General features: G+C 59.8%; 14 protein-coding genes. 8 read left to right on the top strand and 6 right to left on the bottom strand.

The features are described 5' to 3' along the window. The first annotated feature begins 25 nt into the window (after positions 1 to 25). Entirely contained in the window at positions 26 to 1,321 is a 1,296-nt protein-coding gene (locus H7X45_RS11700; protein WP_214645491.1) for an Nramp family divalent metal transporter, read from the top strand. Positions 1,322 to 1,444: 123 nt separating this feature from the next. Here H7X45_RS11700 and H7X45_RS11695 read toward each other — a convergent pair whose 3' ends face one another. Next, entirely contained in the window at positions 1,445 to 3,529 is a 2,085-nt protein-coding gene (locus tag H7X45_RS11695; protein WP_187335034.1) for a M10 family metallopeptidase C-terminal domain-containing protein, read from the bottom strand. Positions 3,530 to 3,558: 29 nt separating this feature from the next. Continuing rightward, positions 3,559 to 4,125: a hypothetical protein gene (locus H7X45_RS11690; protein WP_187335033.1), complete on the bottom strand. Its 567-nt coding sequence runs from the start codon at positions 4,123 to 4,125 to the stop codon at positions 3,559 to 3,561. A 291-nt stretch (positions 4,126 to 4,416) separates the two neighbouring features. Between H7X45_RS11690 and H7X45_RS11685 the strand changes: the two genes are divergently transcribed. Together H7X45_RS11685 and H7X45_RS11680 are read left to right on the top strand one after the other, a co-directional pair. Continuing rightward, positions 4,417 to 5,013 carry a DedA family protein gene (locus H7X45_RS11685; protein ID WP_187335032.1) on the top strand — a complete coding sequence of 199 codons (597 nt, stop codon included), beginning with the start codon at positions 4,417 to 4,419 and terminating at the stop codon, positions 5,011 to 5,013. 148 nt (positions 5,014 to 5,161) lie between these two features. Further along, entirely contained in the window at positions 5,162 to 6,622 is a 1,461-nt protein-coding gene (locus H7X45_RS11680; RefSeq protein WP_246449450.1) for a DUF4403 family protein, read from the top strand. Between the two features lie 167 nt (positions 6,623 to 6,789). On the opposite strand, the gene H7X45_RS11675 is transcribed toward H7X45_RS11680, so the two are convergent. The 3 genes from H7X45_RS11675 to H7X45_RS11665 form a co-directional block, all read right to left on the bottom strand. Beyond that, positions 6,790 to 8,460: a tetratricopeptide repeat-containing sulfotransferase family protein gene (locus H7X45_RS11675; protein WP_246449896.1), complete on the bottom strand. Its 1,671-nt coding sequence runs from the start codon at positions 8,458 to 8,460 to the stop codon at positions 6,790 to 6,792. Then, the gene (locus tag H7X45_RS11670; RefSeq protein WP_187335029.1) at positions 8,393 to 9,178 is read right to left on the bottom strand and encodes a hypothetical protein; all 786 of its coding nucleotides are present in this window, start codon (positions 9,176 to 9,178) and stop codon (positions 8,393 to 8,395) included. Before H7X45_RS11670 ends, H7X45_RS11675 begins: the two co-directional genes overlap by 68 nt. Positions 9,179 to 9,291: 113 nt before the next feature. After that, positions 9,292 to 12,459 (bottom strand): TonB-dependent receptor domain-containing protein, encoded by a 3,168-nt coding sequence (locus H7X45_RS11665; protein WP_187335028.1) that lies wholly within the window; start codon positions 12,457 to 12,459, stop codon positions 9,292 to 9,294. A 322-nt stretch (positions 12,460 to 12,781) separates the two neighbouring features. On the opposite strand from H7X45_RS11665, the gene H7X45_RS11660 reads away from it, so the two are divergent. Continuing rightward, the gene (locus H7X45_RS11660; protein WP_187335027.1) at positions 12,782 to 14,890 is read left to right on the top strand and encodes a S9 family peptidase; all 2,109 of its coding nucleotides are present in this window, start codon (positions 12,782 to 12,784) and stop codon (positions 14,888 to 14,890) included. Between the two features lie 334 nt (positions 14,891 to 15,224). Here H7X45_RS11660 and H7X45_RS11655 read toward each other — a convergent pair whose 3' ends face one another. After that, the gene (locus tag H7X45_RS11655; RefSeq protein WP_187335026.1) at positions 15,225 to 16,400 is read right to left on the bottom strand and encodes a PepSY-associated TM helix domain-containing protein; all 1,176 of its coding nucleotides are present in this window, start codon (positions 16,398 to 16,400) and stop codon (positions 15,225 to 15,227) included. A 131-nt stretch (positions 16,401 to 16,531) separates the two neighbouring features. Here H7X45_RS11655 and H7X45_RS11650 point away from each other — a divergent pair, with 131 nt between their 5' ends. The 4 genes from H7X45_RS11650 to H7X45_RS11635 are packed head-to-tail and all read left to right on the top strand — an operon-like array spanning position 16,532 to position 22,237. Next, positions 16,532 to 18,703, top strand: coding sequence for a TonB-dependent siderophore receptor (locus tag H7X45_RS11650; RefSeq protein ID WP_187335025.1), 2,172 nt, complete (start codon positions 16,532 to 16,534; stop codon positions 18,701 to 18,703). A gap of 8 nt (positions 18,704 to 18,711) precedes the next feature. Beyond that, positions 18,712 to 19,446, top strand: coding sequence for an ABC transporter ATP-binding protein (locus H7X45_RS11645; RefSeq protein WP_187337138.1), 735 nt, complete (start codon positions 18,712 to 18,714; stop codon positions 19,444 to 19,446). Further along, entirely contained in the window at positions 19,443 to 20,861 is a 1,419-nt protein-coding gene (locus H7X45_RS11640) for an ABC transporter permease (protein ID WP_187335024.1), read from the top strand. Before H7X45_RS11645 ends, H7X45_RS11640 begins: the two co-directional genes overlap by 4 nt. Then, positions 20,858 to 22,237: an ABC transporter permease gene (locus H7X45_RS11635; protein ID WP_246449449.1), complete on the top strand. Its 1,380-nt coding sequence runs from the start codon at positions 20,858 to 20,860 to the stop codon at positions 22,235 to 22,237. Before H7X45_RS11640 ends, H7X45_RS11635 begins: the two co-directional genes overlap by 4 nt. Positions 22,238 to 22,362 lie beyond the last annotated feature (125 nt).

Below are 22,362 nucleotides of genomic sequence, written 5' to 3'. Positions count from 1 at the left end.
CAGTTGGACGGCGACAGGGGGCAGGATGCAGGACACCCACAAGAAGGCGGAGGACGATCGCGCCGCCGATGCCGAGGGCCCCGATGCCCGGCAGGCCCCGCCGCCACGTTCAAAGATGTGGCGGCATCTGGGCCCCGGTATCGTCGTGGCGGCGACGGGGGTGGGCGCAGGCGATCTCGTCGCCACGCTGATCGCCGGATCGCGGTTCGGCTATGCGCTGCTCTGGGCCGCGGTGGTCGGCTGCATCGTCAAGATTGCCTTGTCCGAAGGTTCGGCCCGCTATCATCTCGCTACCGGCTCCACCATCTTGGCCGGCTGGCGATCGCTCGGCCGATGGACCAGCTGGTATTTCGGCATCTACGTCATTATCTGGGGCTTCATCTACGGCGCCACCGCGATGAGCGCGACGGCGCTGCCCCTTACCGCGCTCTTCCCAGGTCTATCGCTACGCGCATGGGCAATTATTGCCGGCATCTTCGGTTTCGTGTTCGTCTGGTTCAACAATTACGAGACATTCGAAGTGGTGATGAAAGCGCTGGTCGGCACGATGTTTGTCATCATGGTTGGCCTTGCCATACTGGTTGCCCCCTCTCTGCCAGATCTGGCCCGCGGCATGGCGTTCTCGTTGCCCGAGGACTCTCTCTTCTACACACTAGGCCTGATCGGCGGCGTCGGCGGCACAATCACCACCGCCGCTTACGGATACTGGACACAAGCGAAGGGATGGCGCGGCACGCCGTGGCTGCCGATGATGCGCGTCGACAATTCGGTCGCATATATCGTCACGGGCATTTTTGTGATCGCGATGCTGGTCGTCGGCGCGGAGCTTCTTTATTCCGCCGGCATCGCGCTACAGGATAGCGATCAGGGCCTGCTCGGCCTCTCCGGCGTATTGGAGGAGCGCTTCGGACGGACCATCGCAATGCTTTTCCTCATAGGCTTTGCCGCCACGTCCGTCTCCTCGCTCCTCGGCGTTTGGCAGGGCATGAGCCTGTTTTTTTCCGATTGGTGGTATCAGCTGAAAGGCCGCAACGAGGGCGGGCATGAGGGCAGCGGTGCCTATCGCTTCTACCTCCTCTGGCTCACTTTCCCGCCGATGCTGCTGCTATTCGCAGACAGGCCCTTCCTGCTCGTCATCATTTATGGCGCGTTCGGCGCGCTGTTCATGCCGTTTCTGGCGGTGACGCTGCTGATACTCAACAATTCGGAGCGACTGCCCGCTGAAGCGCGCAATGGCGTCCTTGCCAACATAACCCTGGCGGGCTCTGCCATTCTCTTCGTCGTGCTGGCAGTGCAGCAAATCGTAAAGCTCATCGGCTGATGACGGGTGCAGTTAAAGCACCAATCTAAAAGTTCGAGAGCGTAACCTTCGGGATCATTCAGCACAAAATAAGGGCGCGCCAGGTGACTGGCGCGCCCTCTTTTGTGTCCCTGATGGTTTGGATCAGGCAGCCATCGCCATGTTGGTGAGATAGAGATCGTCAAAGCTCTGGCCGCCGTTGAACAGGGCACCAACGGCGTTTCCTGACACCTTGGCGGCTGCGCTGAGAGCCTCCACATCGCCGGTAGTTGCCGAAACATCGAAAATCTTGCCCAGCAAATCGTCGATGCCCTGTTCAGCAAACAGGGGAGACTGCGCCGACGCCGCAGCAGCAAGACCGGATACGCCGCCGCTGGAGGCCAGCACATTGGCGAGCGCCGCAGAAATCGTGCCGCCGTCAGCGGCGTCTCCGGCAAGATTGACGAAATCGGCTGCCGAAACCTTGGACGTACCAATTAGGAAGAATGCGAAATCCGCACCGCCACCGTCCACGTCACCGAATACCACGGTGACCTTGCCAAGATTGACATTAGGACCGCTCAGGCCCGGAATATCGATACCAAGCGACTTTTCAGCAGCATTGATATTGCCGAAAGTCTTCGTCCAGAGCTGACCGGCCTCTCCGGTGGAATTCTTGACCAAGACGAAGCCTTGCTGACCATCGATAGAGGTGTTCGCATCAATCAGCCCAAGATCGATCATGTCGATGCCGGTTTCGAAATCGGTGATGACATCGACCGAAATCGATCCCGACTTGGCAGCTACCTTCGTGGCGTTGATTTCGGCAAAGAACGTATCCTTGCCAGCACCGCCGGTGAAGAAGTCGACCGAATCGCCGCCGACGAAGGTATCGTCGCCATCGTTGCCGATCAGCACGTTCGACGCCTTGTTGCCAACCAGCAGATCGTGGCCGCTGCCGCCGATACCGTTTTCGATCACCGCGCCATAAGCGATGCCGACATTGTCGGTAAGCGCGCCCACTGCCGGATTGGCCTCCAGCGCAGCCATGTTCGCATCATAGGTTGCTTGGCTTACTGGCGGAAGTCCGACGGCGGCACGATTGGCATTGACCTCTTCGAACGATGGCGCGGTTTCAAAGGTTACTCCGCCGATGCTCGACAGTGCGCCTTCGCGCAAATCGATAATCTGATTGGTGGCGTAGCCCGAAGCATCGAGCGTATCGATGCCTCCGGCGTCCCAAATTGCCATGACAGGTGCAGGAGTCAGATCGAAATCGAACGCATCGCGGCCAGCATTGCTGTTGAAGCCGTAGGTGGTGTCCCCGGTGCGGGTCGTCATATCCGCCCCATAGATCGCCTGAGCGGCTGCGATGTCATGGATCAAAGGCACGCCTGCATAGGCCAGTGTCGATACATGAAAATCGAAATGGCGGATGCCAACCGAACTCGCGTTGAAGTACGACATCACCGTGTAAGCGCGTACGTCCTGATAATATTCAGCGTTCGCATTATAGGTGATCGAAACGCCAGGCGCCGCATTATAACCACCAGGATGCGACAAACCCAGTGCGTGACCGATCTCATGCGTCAGAGTCTGGAGACCATAACCTCCCTCATCGAGCCAGAAATTACTCGCCTGGCTGGCCGAGATCCAGACATCTCCCGCGATCGGCTGCACCTGCGCGTTGACCGCGGCATTGCTGGAAAGCGTGCCAAAGGGGAGCCGGGCATAGGCCTGCGTGGTGGGCGCATTTGCCAGATTACCGAAGTTGATATCGGCGTCGCCGGCCGCCGTCTCGTGAAACGATAGGCTAATGACATCGTCCCAGCTCTGGATCGATTCGCGGGTGGCGGCGCGCTGGGCCTCGCTGAACGAAGCGAAATTGAAATATTCGCTCAGGCCGTAACCGTTGTTGCCGACGAAATAGACATAGCCATTTTCGAACAGCTCACCCTGGTTTTCGAAGAAACCGAAATTAATTGTCGTCGGATCGTCGTCGCCGCGCTGCGGAGCGGGGTCGGGGCCGCCCGTCCAGCTGGCCCCCGAACGGTTAAGATGCGCGGCAATTTCCTGAACCGACCAGATCGGCTTGCCATTGGCAGCTGTGGTACCTGCGAGATAGTCCACCGACGCATCCACGGCATCGGAAGGATTGATATGCGGCTCCAACACATCCGGATCGAAGGCCGGCCCGTCCCCTTCGTGCAAGAGCAAGCCCTGTGAGCTGCTTGAGATATTATCCGACATCCGTGCATTCCCTCCATTAAGACAACAGATTAATCGATCCGGCGAGCCCCTGAATTCCTTACTCGCCAGGGTAAAATTTCATCGAGCGACGCGCTGACCGCCGCATCGAGTGAAGAATCGTCCGCTAATTCGGCAAGGCGCGGCATCGCGCCAAACAGAACGTCCGATCCAGCAACTGCGGGCCGATACGGCCTCATCGTGAGAATGACGCGGCGATTGAAACCTGTCCCCGAAACCGCTGCATGCACCAGAATTGTAAGACGGCCTGGTGCCACGACACTAGGATCGCCAAGGGAAATGGCACTGACCGGAGTATGCGTCCCAGCACCCGCCAGACGGACAACCGTCTCGCAGAGCCGGGCGCGATCGGCATCGGAAGCCACGGCACCGCCGGTCTGAACCAGGCAAAGCACCTGTAACCGCTTGATATCCTTATAGGCCTGCGGCACGCTCATGAACGCGCGGTCAGACGGACGCTCAACGGCAGCGGCATTCTGGGCCGCGTGACCGGCCGGGGCGCAAGCAACGACAAACGCGGCAAAAGCGCCGAGGCCAATGCTTGTGGCAACTTTGTGGAAAGTGGCAAAGATACGCACCTCACAAACTCAGGTTTCGCGGGCAACGGTCGAAACCTGGTTAACTGCTAGTTACGATTTTGTGACTTGGCAATATGGTCTGAACAGATCGAGCTTGAGCTGTCGTAAAAATGTTACCAACTCGACAGAATGGCGATCAGAACCGAGGCGCATGGCCTTGCTCGAAATGTTGAGGGAGCAATTTGCGCGCGCCGTATTCGGCGCTGCCAGGCGTGACCAGACGGATCGTTCATCGCGCCCGAACATTTCAATCCACTGGGCCCGGCCTGCAGCTCCAAAGGGAAAAGAGCGATGTTCGAATGGATTACGCATCTCCTCGATCAGCTCGGCTATGTCGGCATTGCACTGTTGATGCTGCTGGAAAATGTTTTCCCGCCGATCCCGTCCGAACTCATCATGCCGCTCGCCGGCTTCGATGCGGCGCGCGGTGACATGAACGTCTATCTGGTCATCCTGTCAGGCAGCATCGGTTCAGTGGCAGGCGCACTCTTCTGGTATGTCATCGGGCGCTGGATCGGTGAGGATCGGCTCAAACGGTTTGCCAGCCGTCACGGAAGGCTGCTCACCTTGAGCGCCAGCGAGGTCGAACGGGTCAACCGCTGGTTCGACAAGCATAACGAGAAGGCGGTTCTGTTGGGTCGTCTCGTCCCCGCGGTCCGCACTCTCATTTCGGTCCCGGCCGGAATTTTCGAAATGTCGCTTGGCCGGTTTCTCATCTACTCCACCATCGGCACCGTGGGATGGACCGCGTTGCTCACCTTTGGAGGCTATATGCTGGGAGACCGCTATGAACTGGTCCAGACCTGGATCAATCCCGTCTCCAACGTCATCGTCGGCATAATCGTTCTGGCTTATCTCTACCGGGTAATGCGCTGGCGCGCCGATTGAGCGCGGCCGCCCTATGGCAATCGCCGCCGACAGGGCTTCTCTGCGAACCGGCCATCCTCCAGAGATGAAAAGGACATCCCAGCGTCGCGCCCGGGAAAACAAACGGGTTTTCATCCGTTTGCGGCTAAATATTTTCGGAGCCTGTCCTGTGCGCGTTACCCTTCCAGCCCTCGCCTCGCTATCGTTGCTCGCCGCGTGCAGCGGATCGCCCAAGAACGAAGCGCCGCCGCGGGTAACCACACCGATCACCGTCAAGTCCGCCCCTTCGCAGATCGCCGTTCCGGTAACCGCCAAGCTCGATTCGCTGGCCGCGGCACTAGAGCGCGATATTCCGCGCAAACTCTGGTCGATCGACAAGCCCGGGCAGACCTGCGTCGCATCCAAGGGCATCGATCTGGGCATTGCGACGGTCAAGACCCCTCGCATCAAGTGCCGCATTGTCGGAACGGTCACGCGCGGGAAGTTGCGGCTTTCTGGATCGGGACAGACCATCCGTGCCGCAATTCCCCTCCATGCGGTTCTCCACGCAGAGAATATCGGCGGGATTATCGCGCAGGAGACGGCAACCGCGGATGCGATGGCGCATGCGGTGATCCACCTGGATCTGGACAAGAACTGGACGCCGCACGGCACGGTCGATCTGAAATATGACTGGACCAATGCGCCCCATGCCGAAATTCTGGGTCAGCGCATCGATTTCACCAGCCAGGCCGATGCCAAGCTGAAGCCGGTAATCGCCCGGCTGGAGCGCGATTTACCGAAGGAACTTAAAAAGCTCGGTATCCGCCAGAAGGTTCAGGAAGGCTGGGCGTCTGCCTTTACCGTCCTGTCCCTGAACAGAGAGAATCCGCCGGTTTGGCTGCGCGTCAAGCCGACGGCGCTGCATTATGGCGGCTATGATGTTGATGGCCGCACGATGCGCCTGCGCCTGGGCATGGAAGCCGTCACCGAAAGCTTCGTGGGCAATAAGCCGGATGCACCTGAACCCACGCCGTTGCCATCCATGACGCCGATGCAGAACAAGGCCGGAAGGGTCGCCTTTGTGATCCCGGTGGTGGCCAGTTACAAGGAACTGGAACCGGTTCTGATGAAAGCGCTGACCAAGCGCGCCGCGCAACCGATCGCTGTGCCTGGTATCGGCCCGGTTATCGCAAGCTTCAAACGCGTCACGATCTACGGCACGAAAAACGGGCGAATGGCCGTGGGGGTCAATTTTGCCGCCCATCCGCAGGGCAAGCGTGGAGAGATCGCGAAAGGCACGGTCTGGCTCACGGCCAAACCGATGAACAAACAGAATTCGCGCGTTGTCCGGTTCCAGGATCTGTCGATCAGCGGAACCACCGACGTCACCGGCGGAGACCTTATCCTCGATCTCGCCAATGCGCCGGGCATTACGGAACTCATCGCGTCATCGCTGGAACAGAACTTCCAAGACGATTTCAACGATCTGCTGAAAAAAGTGGAGCGCGCCATCGCCGCAAAACGCGAGGGCCAGTTCACCATCCGGGCCGATATCGACAGCGTCCAGACCGGCACGATATCTGCAACCGGCCAAGGTCTGTTTCTGCCAACGCGCATCGAAGGCACGGCACGGATCAGTTTGCGATAGTTGCAACCGATCGCCGCTGTCACGAATGGACAACGGACTTCACCTGATCGTTTATCTCATCACAAGTGGTGACCTCAGCCGATCCATAATTCGCTCACAGCTCCGACAGTCGTTCGTTTGGCAGGGCAAACTTCAAGGTCAGGCAATTTTGTCACTTCTCGCTCAGCTCATATGTCTGCCAGTGGCCCCAGTTCTTCTCGGAGCGGACCCAACCATTGGGCATAAGGTTTCCAGACGGCGACACCATCTGCGTTGAGCGGTCGGCGAACCTGTTCGCTGCTGGGGGTTCGAACGACGCGGTCGAGCTTGTGAAATTCCAGAACTGCGTCCTCCCATTTCAGTCCCAGATAAGCCAGCGTCCGCTCTATCTGGTCGCGTGGTTCAGATACTAAGGCACGGTAATCCACATGCGCAATCAGGCCGGGTGCCACGCGGTCGAAGTGCTGCATCAGGCGCACATTATCTTTGTAGCTGCGCGCGACATCGCGCAATGTGAAGGACGAGGCATGAGCGCTGGTGAAGGACTGGCTATAGTTGGAGAAGCAACAGTCCATTGCCGGCCGGCGGATATCGATAAAACGCGCTTGCGGCAGAATACGCCGGATGAAGAGAACGTTGCTCCAGTTGTGCGGCAGCTTGTCGATAAAGAAGGGATTGCCTGTCTTGCGATGCAGTTTGGCCCGCCTCAAATAATCTTGGCCCATCGCCTTTGCCTGATCGTCAGATAGGCCGGAGATCGCACGGGGCACGCTTATTTTTCCGCGACGCGTAACGCCTTCCATGAAGCTGCGCAGGATTGCGGGGGCATAGGGCAACTCACCAAGCGGCTCGATGCGCGAATGGCTTCCCAGCATCTGTTCAAGCAAGGTAGAACCCGATCGCGGTAGCGAAATGATGAATATAGGGCGGTCGTCTGAGATCGGTTCGATCGGGAAGCGCGCGAGAAAGTCCTCGCTCACCAGATTTTCAATTTCGTCAATTTCCTCGCTCAGCTCGTCGGCCTGATATTGCAGTCTTTCTGCCCGCAACCGGTTGCCTTCACCATAATGCTCGAACGCAGATGCAAAATCGCCGCGGTCATGCAGCGCCTTAGCGAGAGCGAAATGCAGCGGAGCTTCGTTACCGACATCGACCGCGATAGCCAGAGCATCGCGCATTCGCGCAATGTCATCATCGTCCAACGTCACTCGCTTGATGCTGGCCAGCCCCCACCAAGCATCGCCCAAACCATCATCAGCTGCAATCACATGACGATAGGCCGCGATCGCCTGATCGACTTGTCCGCCGGCACGCAGACTGTGGCCGTAGCTTATCCAGATTGCCAGATTGGTTGGATTGTCATGCGCAAGTTTCGCGAAGATTTCCCGCGATTCTTGGTAGCGCCCGATCTTCTCGAGCAAACCGGCATGAATCCCGCGAAGCGTTGGATCCTCGCGCTCCTGCAAAAGTGCCTCGAACATCGGGATCGCCGCTTCCGGCCTGTCCTGCTGGTGCAGCACCGATGCGAGCTCGCGCCTGACTTCGAACTCCCGCACCCCGCCAGCGATAGCCTTGCGCAGGAAATGGCTGGCCTGCCCCAACGCACCCAGCCTGTTGGCGACATGACCCAGTCGTGCGTACGCCTGGGGGTGCTCAGGATGATCGCGCATGAAGCCGATGAGCGCTTTCGCCGCTGCATCGAAAGCATTCTTCTCAATCAGCGCGTCGATCCGAGAAAGCTCGGGATATGCGGTAATCGTTCCCGCTCGTCGGCCCGTCATCGCTCGCCCCTCATTCATAACCCAGGATAGCGCGGAGGCCCGGTGCCTGATAATCGACAAGCGCCCGGTGGCGATCACCAAGACGTTCCGGCAAATCCTCGATCTGTCCCGTCAATCGCTCGCGAGCGGTGGCGCTTTCCTTACGATCGGCGCCCAACCTTACCCGTTCGCGCCAGTCATCCGGCAGGGAGATGCCACAAGCGTCCAGAAGCGACGAAAAGAACAGTTTTGCCTCGGCATGCCCCAGATCGGCCAAGTGATGGACCAGTTTTTCATAGGTCACAACGAAGCAGTTCGTTCCCAGCCACGCTGCGGCGTTGAGTTCGTAGATGTCGTTGAGCGACGGCAGCGTGCGCGGAAGACCGAAAATCATCATCGTAAGGAGTTCATCGGTCGTAATCTTGTCGCTGCGCAGATGATCGAGATCGCCCTCAAACTGATCGGATAGAATGAAGCGAGCGCGAGCCAGGACCCAGTCATACGGGTCCCTGTAGAGCAGAATGCGGCGCGCTTCAGCGGTGGCGATGGCCGGGCCGTCAGCGAAGAACAAATGCCCCCAGCTGAGCATGGGGCTGACCGGATCGAACGCAGCCAGATGTTGGCGCAGATTTGGCCACTGGATGAAATCAGCAGAATATTGTTGTTCCACCGGCACAAACATTCGCAAGATGTTACGCAAGAGGTGGCTGCCGCTCTTTGGAACGGAGTTGAGAAACACCGGCCGATGTAACGGAGCCTGTGCAAAAGCCGCATTGGCTTCGTCGAGATTGTCCCGCTGAACGTAGATCTCGGGCATCTTTACTCCTTTGCGGCTACTTTAACACGAAGAGGCGGTGCGTCACCACACCGCCTCTTGCTGAGATATTTAATTAAACCGCCGGCCAGGCTGGGGCCGCGATCAGATCGATCTTAGAAATTTGCCGATACGTTCACAAACGCACGCCGTCCCACGAACGGATATTGCGACGTGCTGACGACCGGGCCGAGCAGACCGATCTGCCCGCCGTTCAGCACCGAAACGCGCGGCGGACGGGTATCGAACAGATTGCTGATGCCAGCGGTGATCGAGAAGTCGCCATCGGCAATATCCTGCGTAATTGAAATATTGTGATAGAACGTCGCCGGAATCGTCAGATCGGGGCAATAGGTACCGTAGATCGGAACCGGATTTCCGTCATTCGGATTAACCGAAGTGATGCAGGGGCCACCGTAGCGATCGTTGAAATCGCCTTGGTCGGAAGTCCCGCCGATCACGTTGATGCCATAGAAAATGCTGGTGCCCGAGGAGGGAGAACTCCAGTTGAGCCGGAAATCACCGACCCAGCGCGGAGATCCGGCCTCACCATTGTTGGAGACGACCGGCGACGTCGGCAGTAGCAAGACGTCGTCCTGAAACTGCCAAGTCATTTCCGCGCTGAGCGAGAACGTACCCAGATTTCCGGCATCGTGGCGCGCCCGGCCCGAGAGATCCAGACCCCTGTTCCGCTGCTGCGAGATATTGATATACGGATCGCGAACCCCAGTAATCTGGAATGCCGTCGAGGTATTTGCGTCGCGATTCCGGGTGATCAGATCGCACAAGGGCTCGCTGCCGAAATTCTGGGAATCATAGCACCCAAAAATGATATTGCCCGGCCCGAGCTGATCGATCTGCCCCTTCACGTCGATATCAAAATAATCGACAGCTAGGCTGAAGTCCGTTCCCAAAAACCGCGGCGGTGTCAGCACGACACCAACCGTTTTCGCTTTCGAGGTCTCGGACTTAACCGTCCCAAGGCCCCCAGACGAGAAAGTGGTAAAGGTGATAGCACCCGCCTGAAAATTAGCCGGAATGCCATCCGCGGCGCAGTTGTCCGCGATCCGCTGGGAGATTGCACCTGCCGCCAGAGCGCCGGTGTATCCTCCGCAGATGTCTGAACGCTGCGAAGAAAAGCTTGTCTGATCTGCAAGAAACAGCTCGTACAAGGCGGGAGCGCGGAACGATGTGCCGTAGCTGCCACGGAACCTCAGGAAATCGGTCAGCGCCCAGTTCAGCCCGACCTTGTAGGTGAAGTTACCGTTATCCGATGCTGACACCCCATCGGAATCGCGTGTCGCCTCCACATTGGTGAGACGGCCCGCAAGCGAGAGTGTAAGATCTTCGAAGAACGGCCGGTCCGCCAAGATGGGAACATTGAGCTCCCCAAAAGCCTCTGTGGTTACACTTTTGCCAGCGGTAATACCGCCCGAGGAGGCGCCCCACGCATTGGCGGCCAGAGTGATCTCACCGGGCTTGTCGTTAATCTTGTCTTGCCGCGCGGTGACGCCCACGGCGATTCCCAGCGGCCCGCCCGGTAGATCGAACAGCGTGCCGCTCAGCGTCGCTTCGCCTGTCAATTGGGTATAGACGGTACGGCCTTCTTCCCAGTCGAACAGGAAATCGACCTGCGCGGGGGTAAGTTCACCCCGAAGAAAATACGGGTCCGCCCACGGGATATCGATGCACTGCTTTCCAGATACCGGCAGCGTCGTTCCCACGCAGGAAGATGTCTGGAAATAGCCGCTGTCGTAAGCGTCCTGCAAAATTTGCTCGTTGCGGTAACGCCCGACGCTTTTGCTGTATTGGCCGTGCACCTCATAGTGCCACCGGTTACCCGAGCCGAAATCGCCGCGCAGTCCCCCCACACCGCGCCAGTAATCGACGCGCTGGCTGGAATCGGAATGATTGGTAATGGCCGTCGGGCTGATGAAATTGACGCCCTCGAAGCCGCCGCCCCAATAGTTGAAAGCGTTCCCGGCCCCGCTGCCGTACAGATCCCCAGTGTAACCGAAGTTCCAGAATTGCCGCCAGCCGTTCTGATAAGTCTCGCGCCTGTTGTAGAGGAACTCGCCAAACAGTTCGACTGCATCGCTGAACTCGTACGAAGCCTCGGCGTAACCGGTGTAGAGGTCCGTTTCAGGAATGATGGTCTGTTCTGCGACAAACGGATGATAGGCGTTCTGCACCGCCATCGAGGCCGCGTCGTAACCGGTGGGAAAGAAACCGGGAGGTGCGCTGAAATCGCCTGGGTAAGCCGGTGCACCATAAGCGGGTATCCCCAGCCTTCCCGCGCCGGGCCCGTTTTGATATTGATATTGAAGCAGCACAGCGCGACCGCCGATTGAGGTGTTGATCCCGGTATCCGGGCCGCCCGGCCCATCGAGACGCAAATTGTCAATCAGGTTGTAGGTCCAGACATGGCCCCAGCGCAGATCCTCACAGTGCGGTTTGCCGGTGCGCGGATCGATAAGATCTGCTCGGTTTCCGCTCTCGTCAAAAATATAGGCTTCAGGACATGCGAGATAATCGCGGTCGCCGCGCTTCAACTCGTTGGTATGCGAATAGTCACCCGCAATTAGAAAATGCCCGCGATCAAATGTCTTACCATAGGCACCGCTGATCCGATATTCTTCACCCCCGGAATCGAAAGGCACGGAAACGTTGAAGTTCATTTTCAGACCATCGACCCGGTCCTGCGTCAGGATGTTGACCACGCCCGCAACCGCGTCCGAACCATAGATTGAGGACGCGCCGGTCTTCAGGATCTGGATGTCCTTGATGATCGACAATGGCAGCACGTTAAGATCGAACGACGACACAGCACCGCGGGTGCCTGCCGGCCCCGCACGGCGACCGTTCAGCAAGACGAGAGTACGGTTGGCTCCCAGTCCGCGTAGGTTGATCGTCTGCGCGCCCGGACCACCATTGGTCACGAAGTTGGAAGAGAGTGCCGCCGTTATCTGGGTGGAGCCGGCCGCCACCGGAGAACTTTGCAATGCACTGGCGAGATCGAGCCGACCTTCTTTCAGGGCGATTTCCGGGCTTACGATCGAAATTGGGTCGGGACTGTTATAGGGCGTAACAGTGGCAATGCGAGAACCGGTGACCACGATCGCCTCGCCCTCTTCTGGCTGACCAGGCTCCTGAGGCTCGACCACACTCAGGTCGCCATCGGCCTGGACCTCCTGCGCTTGAGCCCCCGTGGCGATGACCAGAGCCGCGAAACCAGCACTGGCGAGAAGAGCGACCTTGCGGCCGCCGGATTGGATTTTCCTCATCAAGTATACCCCTGAAAGACATAATCATGCGTTGCCCCACGCATGTTCTGACTTTTTTGAAGCAAAATACGCTTTGTCGCACAAGTGTCATTGCCACTCACCGGGCGTAGCTACACAATCCAGCGATTACTGTTGCCGCGTTGCAACAAATTAATGCAGCCGCGGCAGCCCCTTCCCAAAGCGTTTAGCGTCAACCCTGTGCAATATGCGGTGCCGTTTCACATTCGCATCAACCGATCGCTAAGACCCCGAAAAAGCGCTTGCGCTGGACAATCATCCAGAGTTGTTTTCGCCCTTCGAGACAGAAGGCGGGGCGTGCGATATGAAGTATTTGAACATCTTGATGGCAGCGACGGCTTTGATTCCATGGTCTGCTCGTGCGCAGGAGGCGTCGCCGCCGACGGTCGCCAAGCAGCCCTATGTCGTTGAATCGCCCAATGGCAATCGAACGGACGATTACTACTGGCTGCGTGACGACGCGCGGGAGGACCCCGCCATGCTTTCCTATCTGGCCGCGGAGAACGCCTACGCTGATGCCATGATGGAGCGGTTGAAACCGTTGGAGGCGGAGCTGTATCAAGAGACGGTTTCCCACATCAGGCAAGACGACAGCTCGGTCCCTTATCGGAAAAACGGCTATTGGTACGCGACGCGCTTTGCGGACGGCGCGGACTATCCAGTGATCGAACGGCGAAGGGACAAGATCGATGCGCCTGCCGAGGTGCTTTTTGATGAGCCGGCAATGGCGCAAGGCAAGGCGTACTTCGCGCTATCGGACTGGGCGGTCAGTCCGGATGATGAACTGATCGGCTGGGCACAGGATACAGTCGGACGCCGACAATATGTCCTCAAGGTCAGAAATCTCGAAACGGGCGAGGAATTGGCCGACGAGGTGCAGGACATCGAACCTCAACTCATATGGGCCGACGACAATCGTACTTTGCTATATATTGCGAAAGACCCGGTGACACTGCGCGGTTACCGCGTGATGGCCCATACGCTCGGCAGCCCTGTTTCCGAGGATCGTCTGCTTTACGAGGAAGAGGACGATACCTTTCAGATGGGTATCGCCCGAACGACGGACGACGCATATATCTGCGTAATCCTGCAAAGCACGACCAGTGATGAGCAGCGCTGCGCGCCGGCCTCCGCGCCCTATAAGTTGGCAACGCTCGCACCACGCGAACGCGAATTCCGCTATCAGGCCGATCATCTAGGCAATCGATGGATCATCCGAACCAATCGCAGCGCGAAGAACTATAAACTGGCGACGGTGACCGACGCGAATATGCCCGACGGCCCATCCGCTTGGCGTGACCTTACTGATGCAAGCGATGATGTCTTTATCGAAGCCTTTAAACCCTTCGCCGGTTTCGTCGCGATAAATCAGCGCCAGGCCGGCAATCGCATGATCCGCTTGCTCGGCGACGATGGACGCTCGGTCACCGTGGATGCCGCCGAACCGGCTTACCAGATGAACCTTGGCGTGAATGAGGAGCCTGACACGCCATGGGTCCGCTACACCTATGCTTCGCTCGTAACCCCTACCACGACTTATGAAGTGAATGTGCAAACCGGCGAAAAGCGAGTGCTGAAGGTCGCCCCTGTGCCGAACTATGACCCTGACGATTATGTGACCGAGCGCGTCTGGGCGCCGGCCCGTGACGGGACGCGCGTGCCGGTATCACTGGTCTATCGCAAGGGCGTGCCGCGTGACGGCACGGCACCGCTGTTTCAATACGCTTATGGAAGCTACGGCTCTTCCACGGACCCATCGGTCGATCCCGGGCGGATCGGGATGCTCGATCGCGGCGTTGTCTATGCTATCGCCCATGTCCGCGGGGGACAGGAGATGGGCCGCAACTGGTATGATGACGGCCATTTGCTCAATAAGAAAAACACGTTCACCGACTTCATCGATGTGACGCGCTATCTCGTTAAGGAAAAATATGCGGCCAAAGACCGTGTCGCGGCTATGGGCGGCAGCGCTGGCGGATTACTGATGGGTGCCATCGCCAATATGGCTCCGCATGATTACAAGGTGATCGTTGCGCAGGTGCCTTTCGTCGACGTCGTCACCACGATGCTCGACCCCTCTATACCGTTGACCACTTTTGAATATGACGAGTGGGGCAACCCGGCCGAGAAGCGCTATTACGATTATATGCTAAGCTATTCGCCCTACGACAATGTAACTGCCAAAGATTATCCGGCACTCTATGTCGGCACCGGACTGTGGGACAGTCAGGTGCAATATTACGAGCCGTCCAAATGGGTTGCCAAGCTGCGGGATTTAAAAACGGACAACAACCCACTAATTTTTCGGGTCAATATGGAAGCAGGCCACGGCGGGAAATCCGGTCGTTTCGAACGCTTCAAACAGAGCGCCGAATGGCAAGCTTTCGTTCTCGATCAGCTCTGCGCGCACTAATTGGCACGCGATCGCGTCCGTGGGAGGCAACTGGACTTCCATCAAACCTCGCTTCCGAGCCACTACTGAACGCATTGCGGATTTGAGTTTCACGGTGTCACTTGCACTCATTGACAGGCTTGCTGTGCAAGCCTGTCTTAATCGCCTAGCAATGGGCCTTTCTCGGCGAAGGCACGCAATACGCCGTGCGTCGCCTCGCCAGCGCGTACGGCCTCGTCTCCATACAGGTTATTCAGTCCACAGCCGGCATGGAAGGAATGGCGATAGTTCATGCGCAATCCAAAATCCTGACGATGTCCCCAAAACCAGCAGTTTGGTGACGTGATTTTCGCAGTCAGCTTTCTAACCTTTTAGACCTATGGCGACGTTTCACATGAACTGGCCGCCGACGACGCAGCAGGAAACGCCAGATGCCGGTGACTACCAGAAACATGGTGCCGACACCCGTCAGTAACACCAGCAGACGACCAAAAAGGCCCAGGGCTTCACCTGCGTGGAGAGGGTGCAGCCAGTTCAGAACCTTGTCGCCCGAACTTTCGCGCAGCCCATCACGGATGGCAAGGATCTGGCCGGAATAAGGATCGAGCCAGACGGTGGTGCGTGGAAACCGCCTGCTCGGTTCGCCCGGGCGCGCAAGGCTGATGCGAACCGGCGCGGTGGCATCGGCCGGTGTCTCGATCCAAGCAAGCTTCCCGTCGGGAAAGCGTGCCTTGGCCTTCATCACGAGAGGGTCCAGAGGCAGGGCCGCTCTGCCTCTGGGTTCCAGATGAATTGCTGGCGACGCGAAGAGCGGTGAAGCGCGTTCCAGTAAGGGACGCGCATATTGCGGCAACTCCAGCATCACGCCCGTCGGCAAGACAACGAACAACAGAAGCAGGATACTGATCGCAGTCAGCTTGTGCAGATCGTACAGGCGGCGGACCGGCGCAGCGCTTCGTTTGAAGCGAAAGGCGTTGCGGATATGGCCGCGCCGCGGCCACCAGGCGACAAGACCGCTGATGAGCAGCACCAACATCGCGGTACCGGCGATGCCCATGGTGATGGTGCCAGTTGTTCCGGCCAGCAATTGCCAGTGCAGTTTGTACAGCCAGGTCGCGGGATACTGGCCCCAGAACCCGCTGCGGATGGTCGAGCCATCGCGCGGGTCCAGCCACAGCATCAACGGCGCGAACAGCTCGCCGCGCGTTTCCACAGGGTCATGATAGCGCACCGGGATAGGGCCGCCCTGTTCCCGAACTTCGATCCGCCAAGCGCCGGTTCGTTCCGGATGGTTGCGCTGCAAGGTCGTGTACACGCTCTGCCAGGACGCGGGCCGCGCTTCGGAGGGAACGTCCCGCAGCCCCGGCACCAGGGCTTCATCAATCTCGATGTAGAAGACCAGCGCCGCGCCGGTCAGGGCGGATAGGAAGACCAGTCCACCCAGGAACAAGCCCAGATAGAGATGGATACGTCGCATCATCACACGCCAATGACGTGGCGCTGCAGAAGCCTGGTGCGGTTCAGTCTCCACGGAAGCCCGTGAAGCAAGCCAGCATCAGTTTGTGATGATATAACATTGACTAGCGAGTCTCAGCAGTTAAGGGCGCGGGGAACACGAGACATTATCTCATCGCCCGCTCCCACTGCCTTCGAGTTAGCTGAATGACCACCCGTTTCTTCGCCACCTCCGCCCTTTCCTCGCTAGGACTGCTCTTCGCGCCGACGCCGGCGACCGCCCAGCAGGACGGAAATGAACGCGCCGCCGAATCCAATGACATTGCGGAAGAGGACGGCGCCCAGATCGTCGTCAACGGCGTACGCCAGGCCTATCGCGGCAATTTCGCGTTGCGGGAAATTCCCCAGTCCATCGACGTCATCGATACCGAGACGCTGGTGGAGAACAATATCGTCCGTCTTAACGATGCGCTGGACCTGAATGCGTCGGTTGCGCGCCAGAATACCCTCGGCGGCCTGTGGGATTCCTTCGCCATCCGGGGCTTTGCCGGCGATGAGAACATCCCGACGGGGTATCTCGTCAACGGCTTCAACGGCGGCCGCGGCTTTGGCGGTGAACGCGATACGGCGGGGATCGAGCGGATCGAGGTGCTGAAAGGCCCCGCCGCCGCCCTCCTCGGGCGCGGCGAACCGGGCGGCACGGTCAACCTGGTCACCAAGCAGGCGCGGATCGGCGACACATTCGGTACGTTCGGCGTGCAGTTCGGCAGTTTCGACCGGTTGCGGTCCGAAGCCGACCTGAACCTGGCCGTGACGTCAGGACTGAGCGTACGCCTGATCGGCTATATCGAAGGCGGCGACACCTTCCGGGACACGGTGGAGGAATATCGCTGGGGTTTTCTGCCGTCGGTCGGTCTTGCGATCGGGCCGGACACCCGGATCACCTATGACCTTGAAAAGACTCGCGTCGAAGTGCCCTTCGACCGGGGGATCGTGGTGCTGAACGGCGATTTCGAAACCGTTCCGCGCAACCGTTATCTGGGCGAACCGGGCGATGGGGACCATATCGCGCGCGCCGAAGGGCACTCGCTGCGGATCCAGCATGATTTCAACGGGTCGTGGAGCCTGCTGCTCGGCGGCAGCATCCGCGATACGCTGCTGACCGGCTTGTCTTCCGATCCGGACCTTAGCGGATCGCGTCAGAAACTGTTTCGCGATGGACGCTCGCTCGCCCGCGAACGACGCTCACGCCTGTACGATTCCGAACAGAAGGTTATTCGCGGTGAATTGAGCGGCCAGTTCGAGACCGGTCCCTTCAGCCACCGTATTCTGATCGGTGCGGATCACGACGTGTTCGACAATTATCAGCAATTCGGCCGCCGCCGTCCCCCTGCATTGTCGACCAATCCAAGCGACGCGGCATCCTACGTCATCGACATCTTCGATCCGGTCTATGGCCGCTTCGTCCCGCCGACGCCCCTGCCCAACAATGATCGTCTGGATCGCCAGACATCGACCGGCGTCTTCGTTCAGGACCAGATCGAACTGACCGATCGTCTGCAGATAAGGCTGGGCGCGCGCTATGACGACTTCACGCTGCGCACCGAAAACTACATCACCGGCATCAACAGCGAGCGCAAGGACAACCGCGTCAGCCCGCAATTCGGCGTGGTCTACGAGGTGGCGGATCCGGTTACGCTCTATGCCGCCTATAGCGAGGGCTTTCGCGCCAATATCGGCACCGACGTGACGGGACGCATCTTCGATCCCGAAGCCAGCCGGTCGATCGAAGCGGGCGCCAAGCTGGTGCTGCTGAACGGCGCGCTGACCGGCACCTTCACCGTCTACCAGCTCGACAAGGACAATGTCCTTGCCAGCGATATCAACAATCCTGGATTCTCGGTCGCGATCGGCGAAGCGCGCAGCCGCGGCGTGGAGCTGGATATGAACGGGCGTCTGCCGGGCGGCTTCGATCTGCTGCTGAGCTATGCTTATGTCGATGCCACATCCCGTTCCCGCGTGCTCGACCCCAATTTCTCCTTCGTAATCGAGCCGGGCGACCCGCTGATCAACATCCCCGATCACAGCTTCAATGCGCAAGTCTCCAAGACCTTCCAGCTTGGCACGCGCGAGGCGAAGCTTGGCGGCGGCGTGCAATATGTCAGCGATCGTCTGGGCGCGACGGGCACCGACTTCTACCTGCCGGCGCACACCCTGGTCCGCCTTTTCGGCGAGATCGAACTGCTGGAAGACGTGACCTTGTTCGGGACGGTCGCAAACCTTTTCGACGAACATTGGTACGCCAACAGCTATTCCCAGCTCTGGGTTCAGCCCGGCGCGCCGCGCACCGCAACCATCGGCTTCAGGGCGAATTTCTGATGAGCAACATGACCCAAACCGATCCGGCGATCGCGATCACCGGGCTGCATCACAGCTATGGCGCGAATGCGGTGCTCCACGGGCTGGACCTGACGGTGGGCCGCGGGGAAATCTACGCGCTTCTGGGCGGCAACGGCGCGGGCAAATCGACGACCCTTTCCGCGCTGCTGGGCTTCCTCACGCCCGAAGCGGGCACGGTGCGCGTATGCGGCATCGACCCGGTGGCCGATCCGCGCGCCGCGCGCGCAGCCATGGCTTATGTGCCGGAAAATGTGGCGCTCTACGATCACCTCACCGCGCGGGAGAATATCGGGTATTTCCTGGCCCTTGCCAAAGCCGACCGGGACCCCGCAGCAATCGATGACGCGCTGACATCCGTCGGCCTTGCCCCGGCGGCGTGGGACAAGCGGCTGTCCGGCTTCTCCAAGGGAATGCGCCAGAAGGTCGCGATCGCGCTGGCCTTGGCGCGCGATGTCCCCGTGCTGTTGCTAGACGAGCCGACTTCGGGCCTCGATCCGCGCGCCGTGCTGGAATTCAACCAGCTGCTCGATGCCGCACGCGAACGCGAGGTTGCCGTGCTGATGGTAACGCACGACATCGTCAGTGCCGTCGACATCGCGGACCGGATCGGTTTTCTGGGCAAGGGCCGTATCGAGGAAGAGCGTGCGGCCAGCACCAGCGGTGCGCGCTTCGATCTCAACGCTTTGCACGACCATTATACGCAGGCGGGAGCCGCAGCATGAACACCGCGATGCTGATCGCGCGTGAAGAGTGGCGTGTGCTGGCGCGCAACCGTGCCGGCCTGATCGCCAGCGCGCTTCTCGTCCTCCTTATCCTTGTTTCCAGCTTTACCAGTCTCGAACGGCGCAGCGCGATCGAAGCGGATCGCGAACGCTATCAGGCGAGCGTCGATACGGACTTCGATGCCCAGCCCAATCGCCATCCCCACCGCATGGTCCATTACGGCCAGTTCGTGTTCCGCCCGATCGCCCCGCTCGCCTTTTTCGATGCGGGCGTGGACAGTTTCACCGGCAATACGATCTTCCTCGAGGGACACCGCCAGAACAGTGCGAATTTCGCCGAGGCACGCCAATCCTCTCTATTGCTGCGCTTCGGCCAGCTGACCCCGGCCTTCGTGCTACAGACGCTGGCACCGCTGCTCCTCATCTTCCTCGCCTTTGCGAGCGTGGCGCGGGAGAAGGAACGCGCCACGCTCAGGCTCATGCTGGCGCAGGGCGTTAGCGGACGCAGCGTGATTGCCGGCAAACTGCTCGGCCATGGCGCCATAGCGCTGGCGGTGGGCCTGCCCGCCTTCGCCGTGCTCGTCGCCTTTGCCGCCAACGGCGCAGCGGATGGGGCCAGCGCGCTGCTGATGATCCTCGGCTATGGCGCGTGGCTGCTGCTGTGGGCGGCGCTCGGCGTCGTGGTTTCCGCTCTCGCCGCCCGGCCGCGCGATGCGCTCGCCATCCTCGTCGGCCTCTGGATGGTCACCGTCATCCTTCTGCCCCGCGCGCTGCCCGAAGCGGCCTCTGCGCAAAGCCAGCTTGCAACCAAGATCGAAACCGAAATCGCGCTCCACCGTGACCTTCTAAAAATCGGCGACAGCCATGATCCGGACGATCCCTATTTCAACGATTTCCGAGACCGCGTTCTCGCCCGCTATGGGGTGGCAACGGTCGAGGAACTGCCGGTGCAATATGCCGGGCTCGTCAGCATCGAAGGCGAGCGTCTGACCACACAGATCTATGCCGATGCGGCAGACCGCCAGATTGGCAGTGAGAACGAGCAGAACGCCTTCGTCCACGCCTTTTCGGCGCTCAGCCCCATGATCGCCATCCGCCAGTTATCAATGGCGCTGGCGGGCAGCGACCCGGCCGCGCATTACGACTTTCTCAATCAGGCGGAGAGCTTCCGCTACGATTTCGTTCAGCAGCTGAACCGGATGCAGGCCGAACTGCTTCCGAGCATCGAGGGCGACGACCCGCGCATCTCTGCCGCAAATTGGCAAAAGGTGCCGCGCTTCTCCTATGAACCGGCCAACCCGCTTGGGCGGCCAGCAGACATCATCTGGCCGTTCGCAGTCCTGCTCGGCTGGATTGCCGCGCTGGCCGGGCTTGCCGCCTTTGCTGCGCGGCGTATCGGGAGGAGCGCACGATGAGCGCTTCCATGTCGATCTTGACTGCCGAGCTGCGCCTGCTGCTGCGCTCCGGGCGAAACCTGCTGGCGCTGATCCTGCTGCTGCTTCTGTCCAGCGCTGCAGTCTGGGCCGGGATAGCAGAAATCCAGAACCAGCGCGCAACCATTGAGCGGGTGGCGGCCGAGCAGGCGCGCGATCTCGCCGCGGTCGAAAAAGCCAATGCCGGGCCGGAGGGCGAGGCCGGCTACAACGCCTATTACGCCTTCATGCTGACGCAGGACCCGCCGCCGCCGCTCTCCTTCGCGGCGATCGGCCAGCGCGATCTGCAGCCCTATGTGCTGCGCGTCCGTGTGCTCGGACTGCAGGCCCAGCTCTACGATTCGGAAACCTATAATCCCGAACTGGCGCTTCCCGGCGTGTTCGACTGGGCGTTTGTACTGATCTATCTGATGCCCCTGGTGATCATCGCTCTTGGACATGATCTGGTGACGGGCGAGCGGGAGACGGGACGGCTGCGCTTGCTGCTGTCGCTACCGGGCGGCGGATTATGGCGCCGCCGCGTCGGCCTGCGCTACGCTGCCGTGCTGATCGCGCTCGGCCTGCCGCTGGTGGTGGGCGGGCTTGTGATGGCGGCGCCGGCAACGGGGATCACCATCATGTTGCTGACTGCGGCGCTGTACGCGGCATTCTGGTTCGGCCTCAATATGCTGATCGGGGGGCGTCTGCGCACCTCCTCCACCGCAGCGGCGGTCATGATCGGCTGTTGGATCGTGCTCACCCTTATCCTGCCGACCCTGGCCAATGCGGCCATCGCGCGCGGCGTGCCGGTTGCCAAGGGGATCGACCTCACTTTGGCCCAGCGTGAAATCGTCCATAGCGGCTGGGACATTCCCAAGGAGCAGACCTTCGAGCGCTTCCTCGCGGGCCATCCCGAATGGCGCGGGAAGGAAGAGTTTGAGGGGCGTTTCCACTGGAAATGGTATTATGCCATGCATCAGGTCGGGGACGAGGCGGTGGCAGAACATGTCGCAGCTTATCGCGCCAGCCTGGCCAAGCGAGAGGATATGACGCGCTCGCTCGGTTTCGTCCTGCCCGGCGTAGGCACCATGAACGTGCTGCACCGGCTCGCCGACACCGACATCGCAGGGCAGCTCGCCTATCAGGACAGCATCGCTGCCTTCCACCAGCGATTGCGCCAATTCTATTACCCCTATCTGTTCAACGACCGCCCCTTCACCCGCGCCGATTTCTCGCAAATCCCACGCTACGCGCCGCGCGATCACGCCGGAACGCTGGAGGCCGGGGCCTTGCTGGCGCTCGCTATCATCGCCTTGCTGGCGCTGGCAGTCGGCATGGTCCAACTGAACCGCGTCAGCGGGCGATCACGAAATGCATGAGAGCAGCATGTCAGTGCATCGCCTCTCCCCGCCCACAGACAAGGGTTCCGGCACCGCGCTCTGACGCGCGCTTACTTCGGAACCGCGATGGAGCACGCGCTCGCCGGCAATATCAAGATCAGCCC

The sequence above is a fragment of the Novosphingopyxis iocasae genome (assembly GCF_014334095.1).
Taxonomy (GTDB): domain Bacteria; phylum Pseudomonadota; class Alphaproteobacteria; order Sphingomonadales; family Sphingomonadaceae; genus Novosphingopyxis; species Novosphingopyxis iocasae.
The sequence above is the reverse complement of the archived record's forward strand: the minus strand, read 5'-3'. Positions and strand labels throughout refer to the sequence as shown.

Bases quoted from the DNA above. Each gene is read 5' to 3' on its own strand.
- H7X45_RS11700 (WP_214645491.1), top strand. From the start codon at position 26: ATGCAGGACACCCACAAGAAGGCGGAGGACGATCGCGCCGCCGATGCC.
- H7X45_RS11695 (WP_187335034.1), bottom strand. From the start codon at position 3,529: ATGTCGGATAATATCTCAAGCAGCTCACAGGGCTTGCTCTTGCACGAA.
- H7X45_RS11635 (WP_246449449.1), top strand. From the start codon at position 20,858: ATGAGCGCTTCCATGTCGATCTTGACTGCCGAGCTGCGCCTGCTGCTG.
- H7X45_RS11650 (WP_187335025.1), top strand. From the start codon at position 16,532: ATGACCACCCGTTTCTTCGCCACCTCCGCCCTTTCCTCGCTAGGACTG.
- H7X45_RS11640 (WP_187335024.1), top strand. From the start codon at position 19,443: ATGAACACCGCGATGCTGATCGCGCGTGAAGAGTGGCGTGTGCTGGCG.
- H7X45_RS11645 (WP_187337138.1), top strand. From the start codon at position 18,712: ATGACCCAAACCGATCCGGCGATCGCGATCACCGGGCTGCATCACAGC.
- H7X45_RS11670 (WP_187335029.1), bottom strand. From the start codon at position 9,178: ATGCCCGAGATCTACGTTCAGCGGGACAATCTCGACGAAGCCAATGCG.
- H7X45_RS11665 (WP_187335028.1), bottom strand. From the start codon at position 12,459: ATGAGGAAAATCCAATCCGGCGGCCGCAAGGTCGCTCTTCTCGCCAGT.
- H7X45_RS11685 (WP_187335032.1), top strand. From the start codon at position 4,417: ATGTTCGAATGGATTACGCATCTCCTCGATCAGCTCGGCTATGTCGGC.
- H7X45_RS11660 (WP_187335027.1), top strand. From the start codon at position 12,782: ATGAAGTATTTGAACATCTTGATGGCAGCGACGGCTTTGATTCCATGG.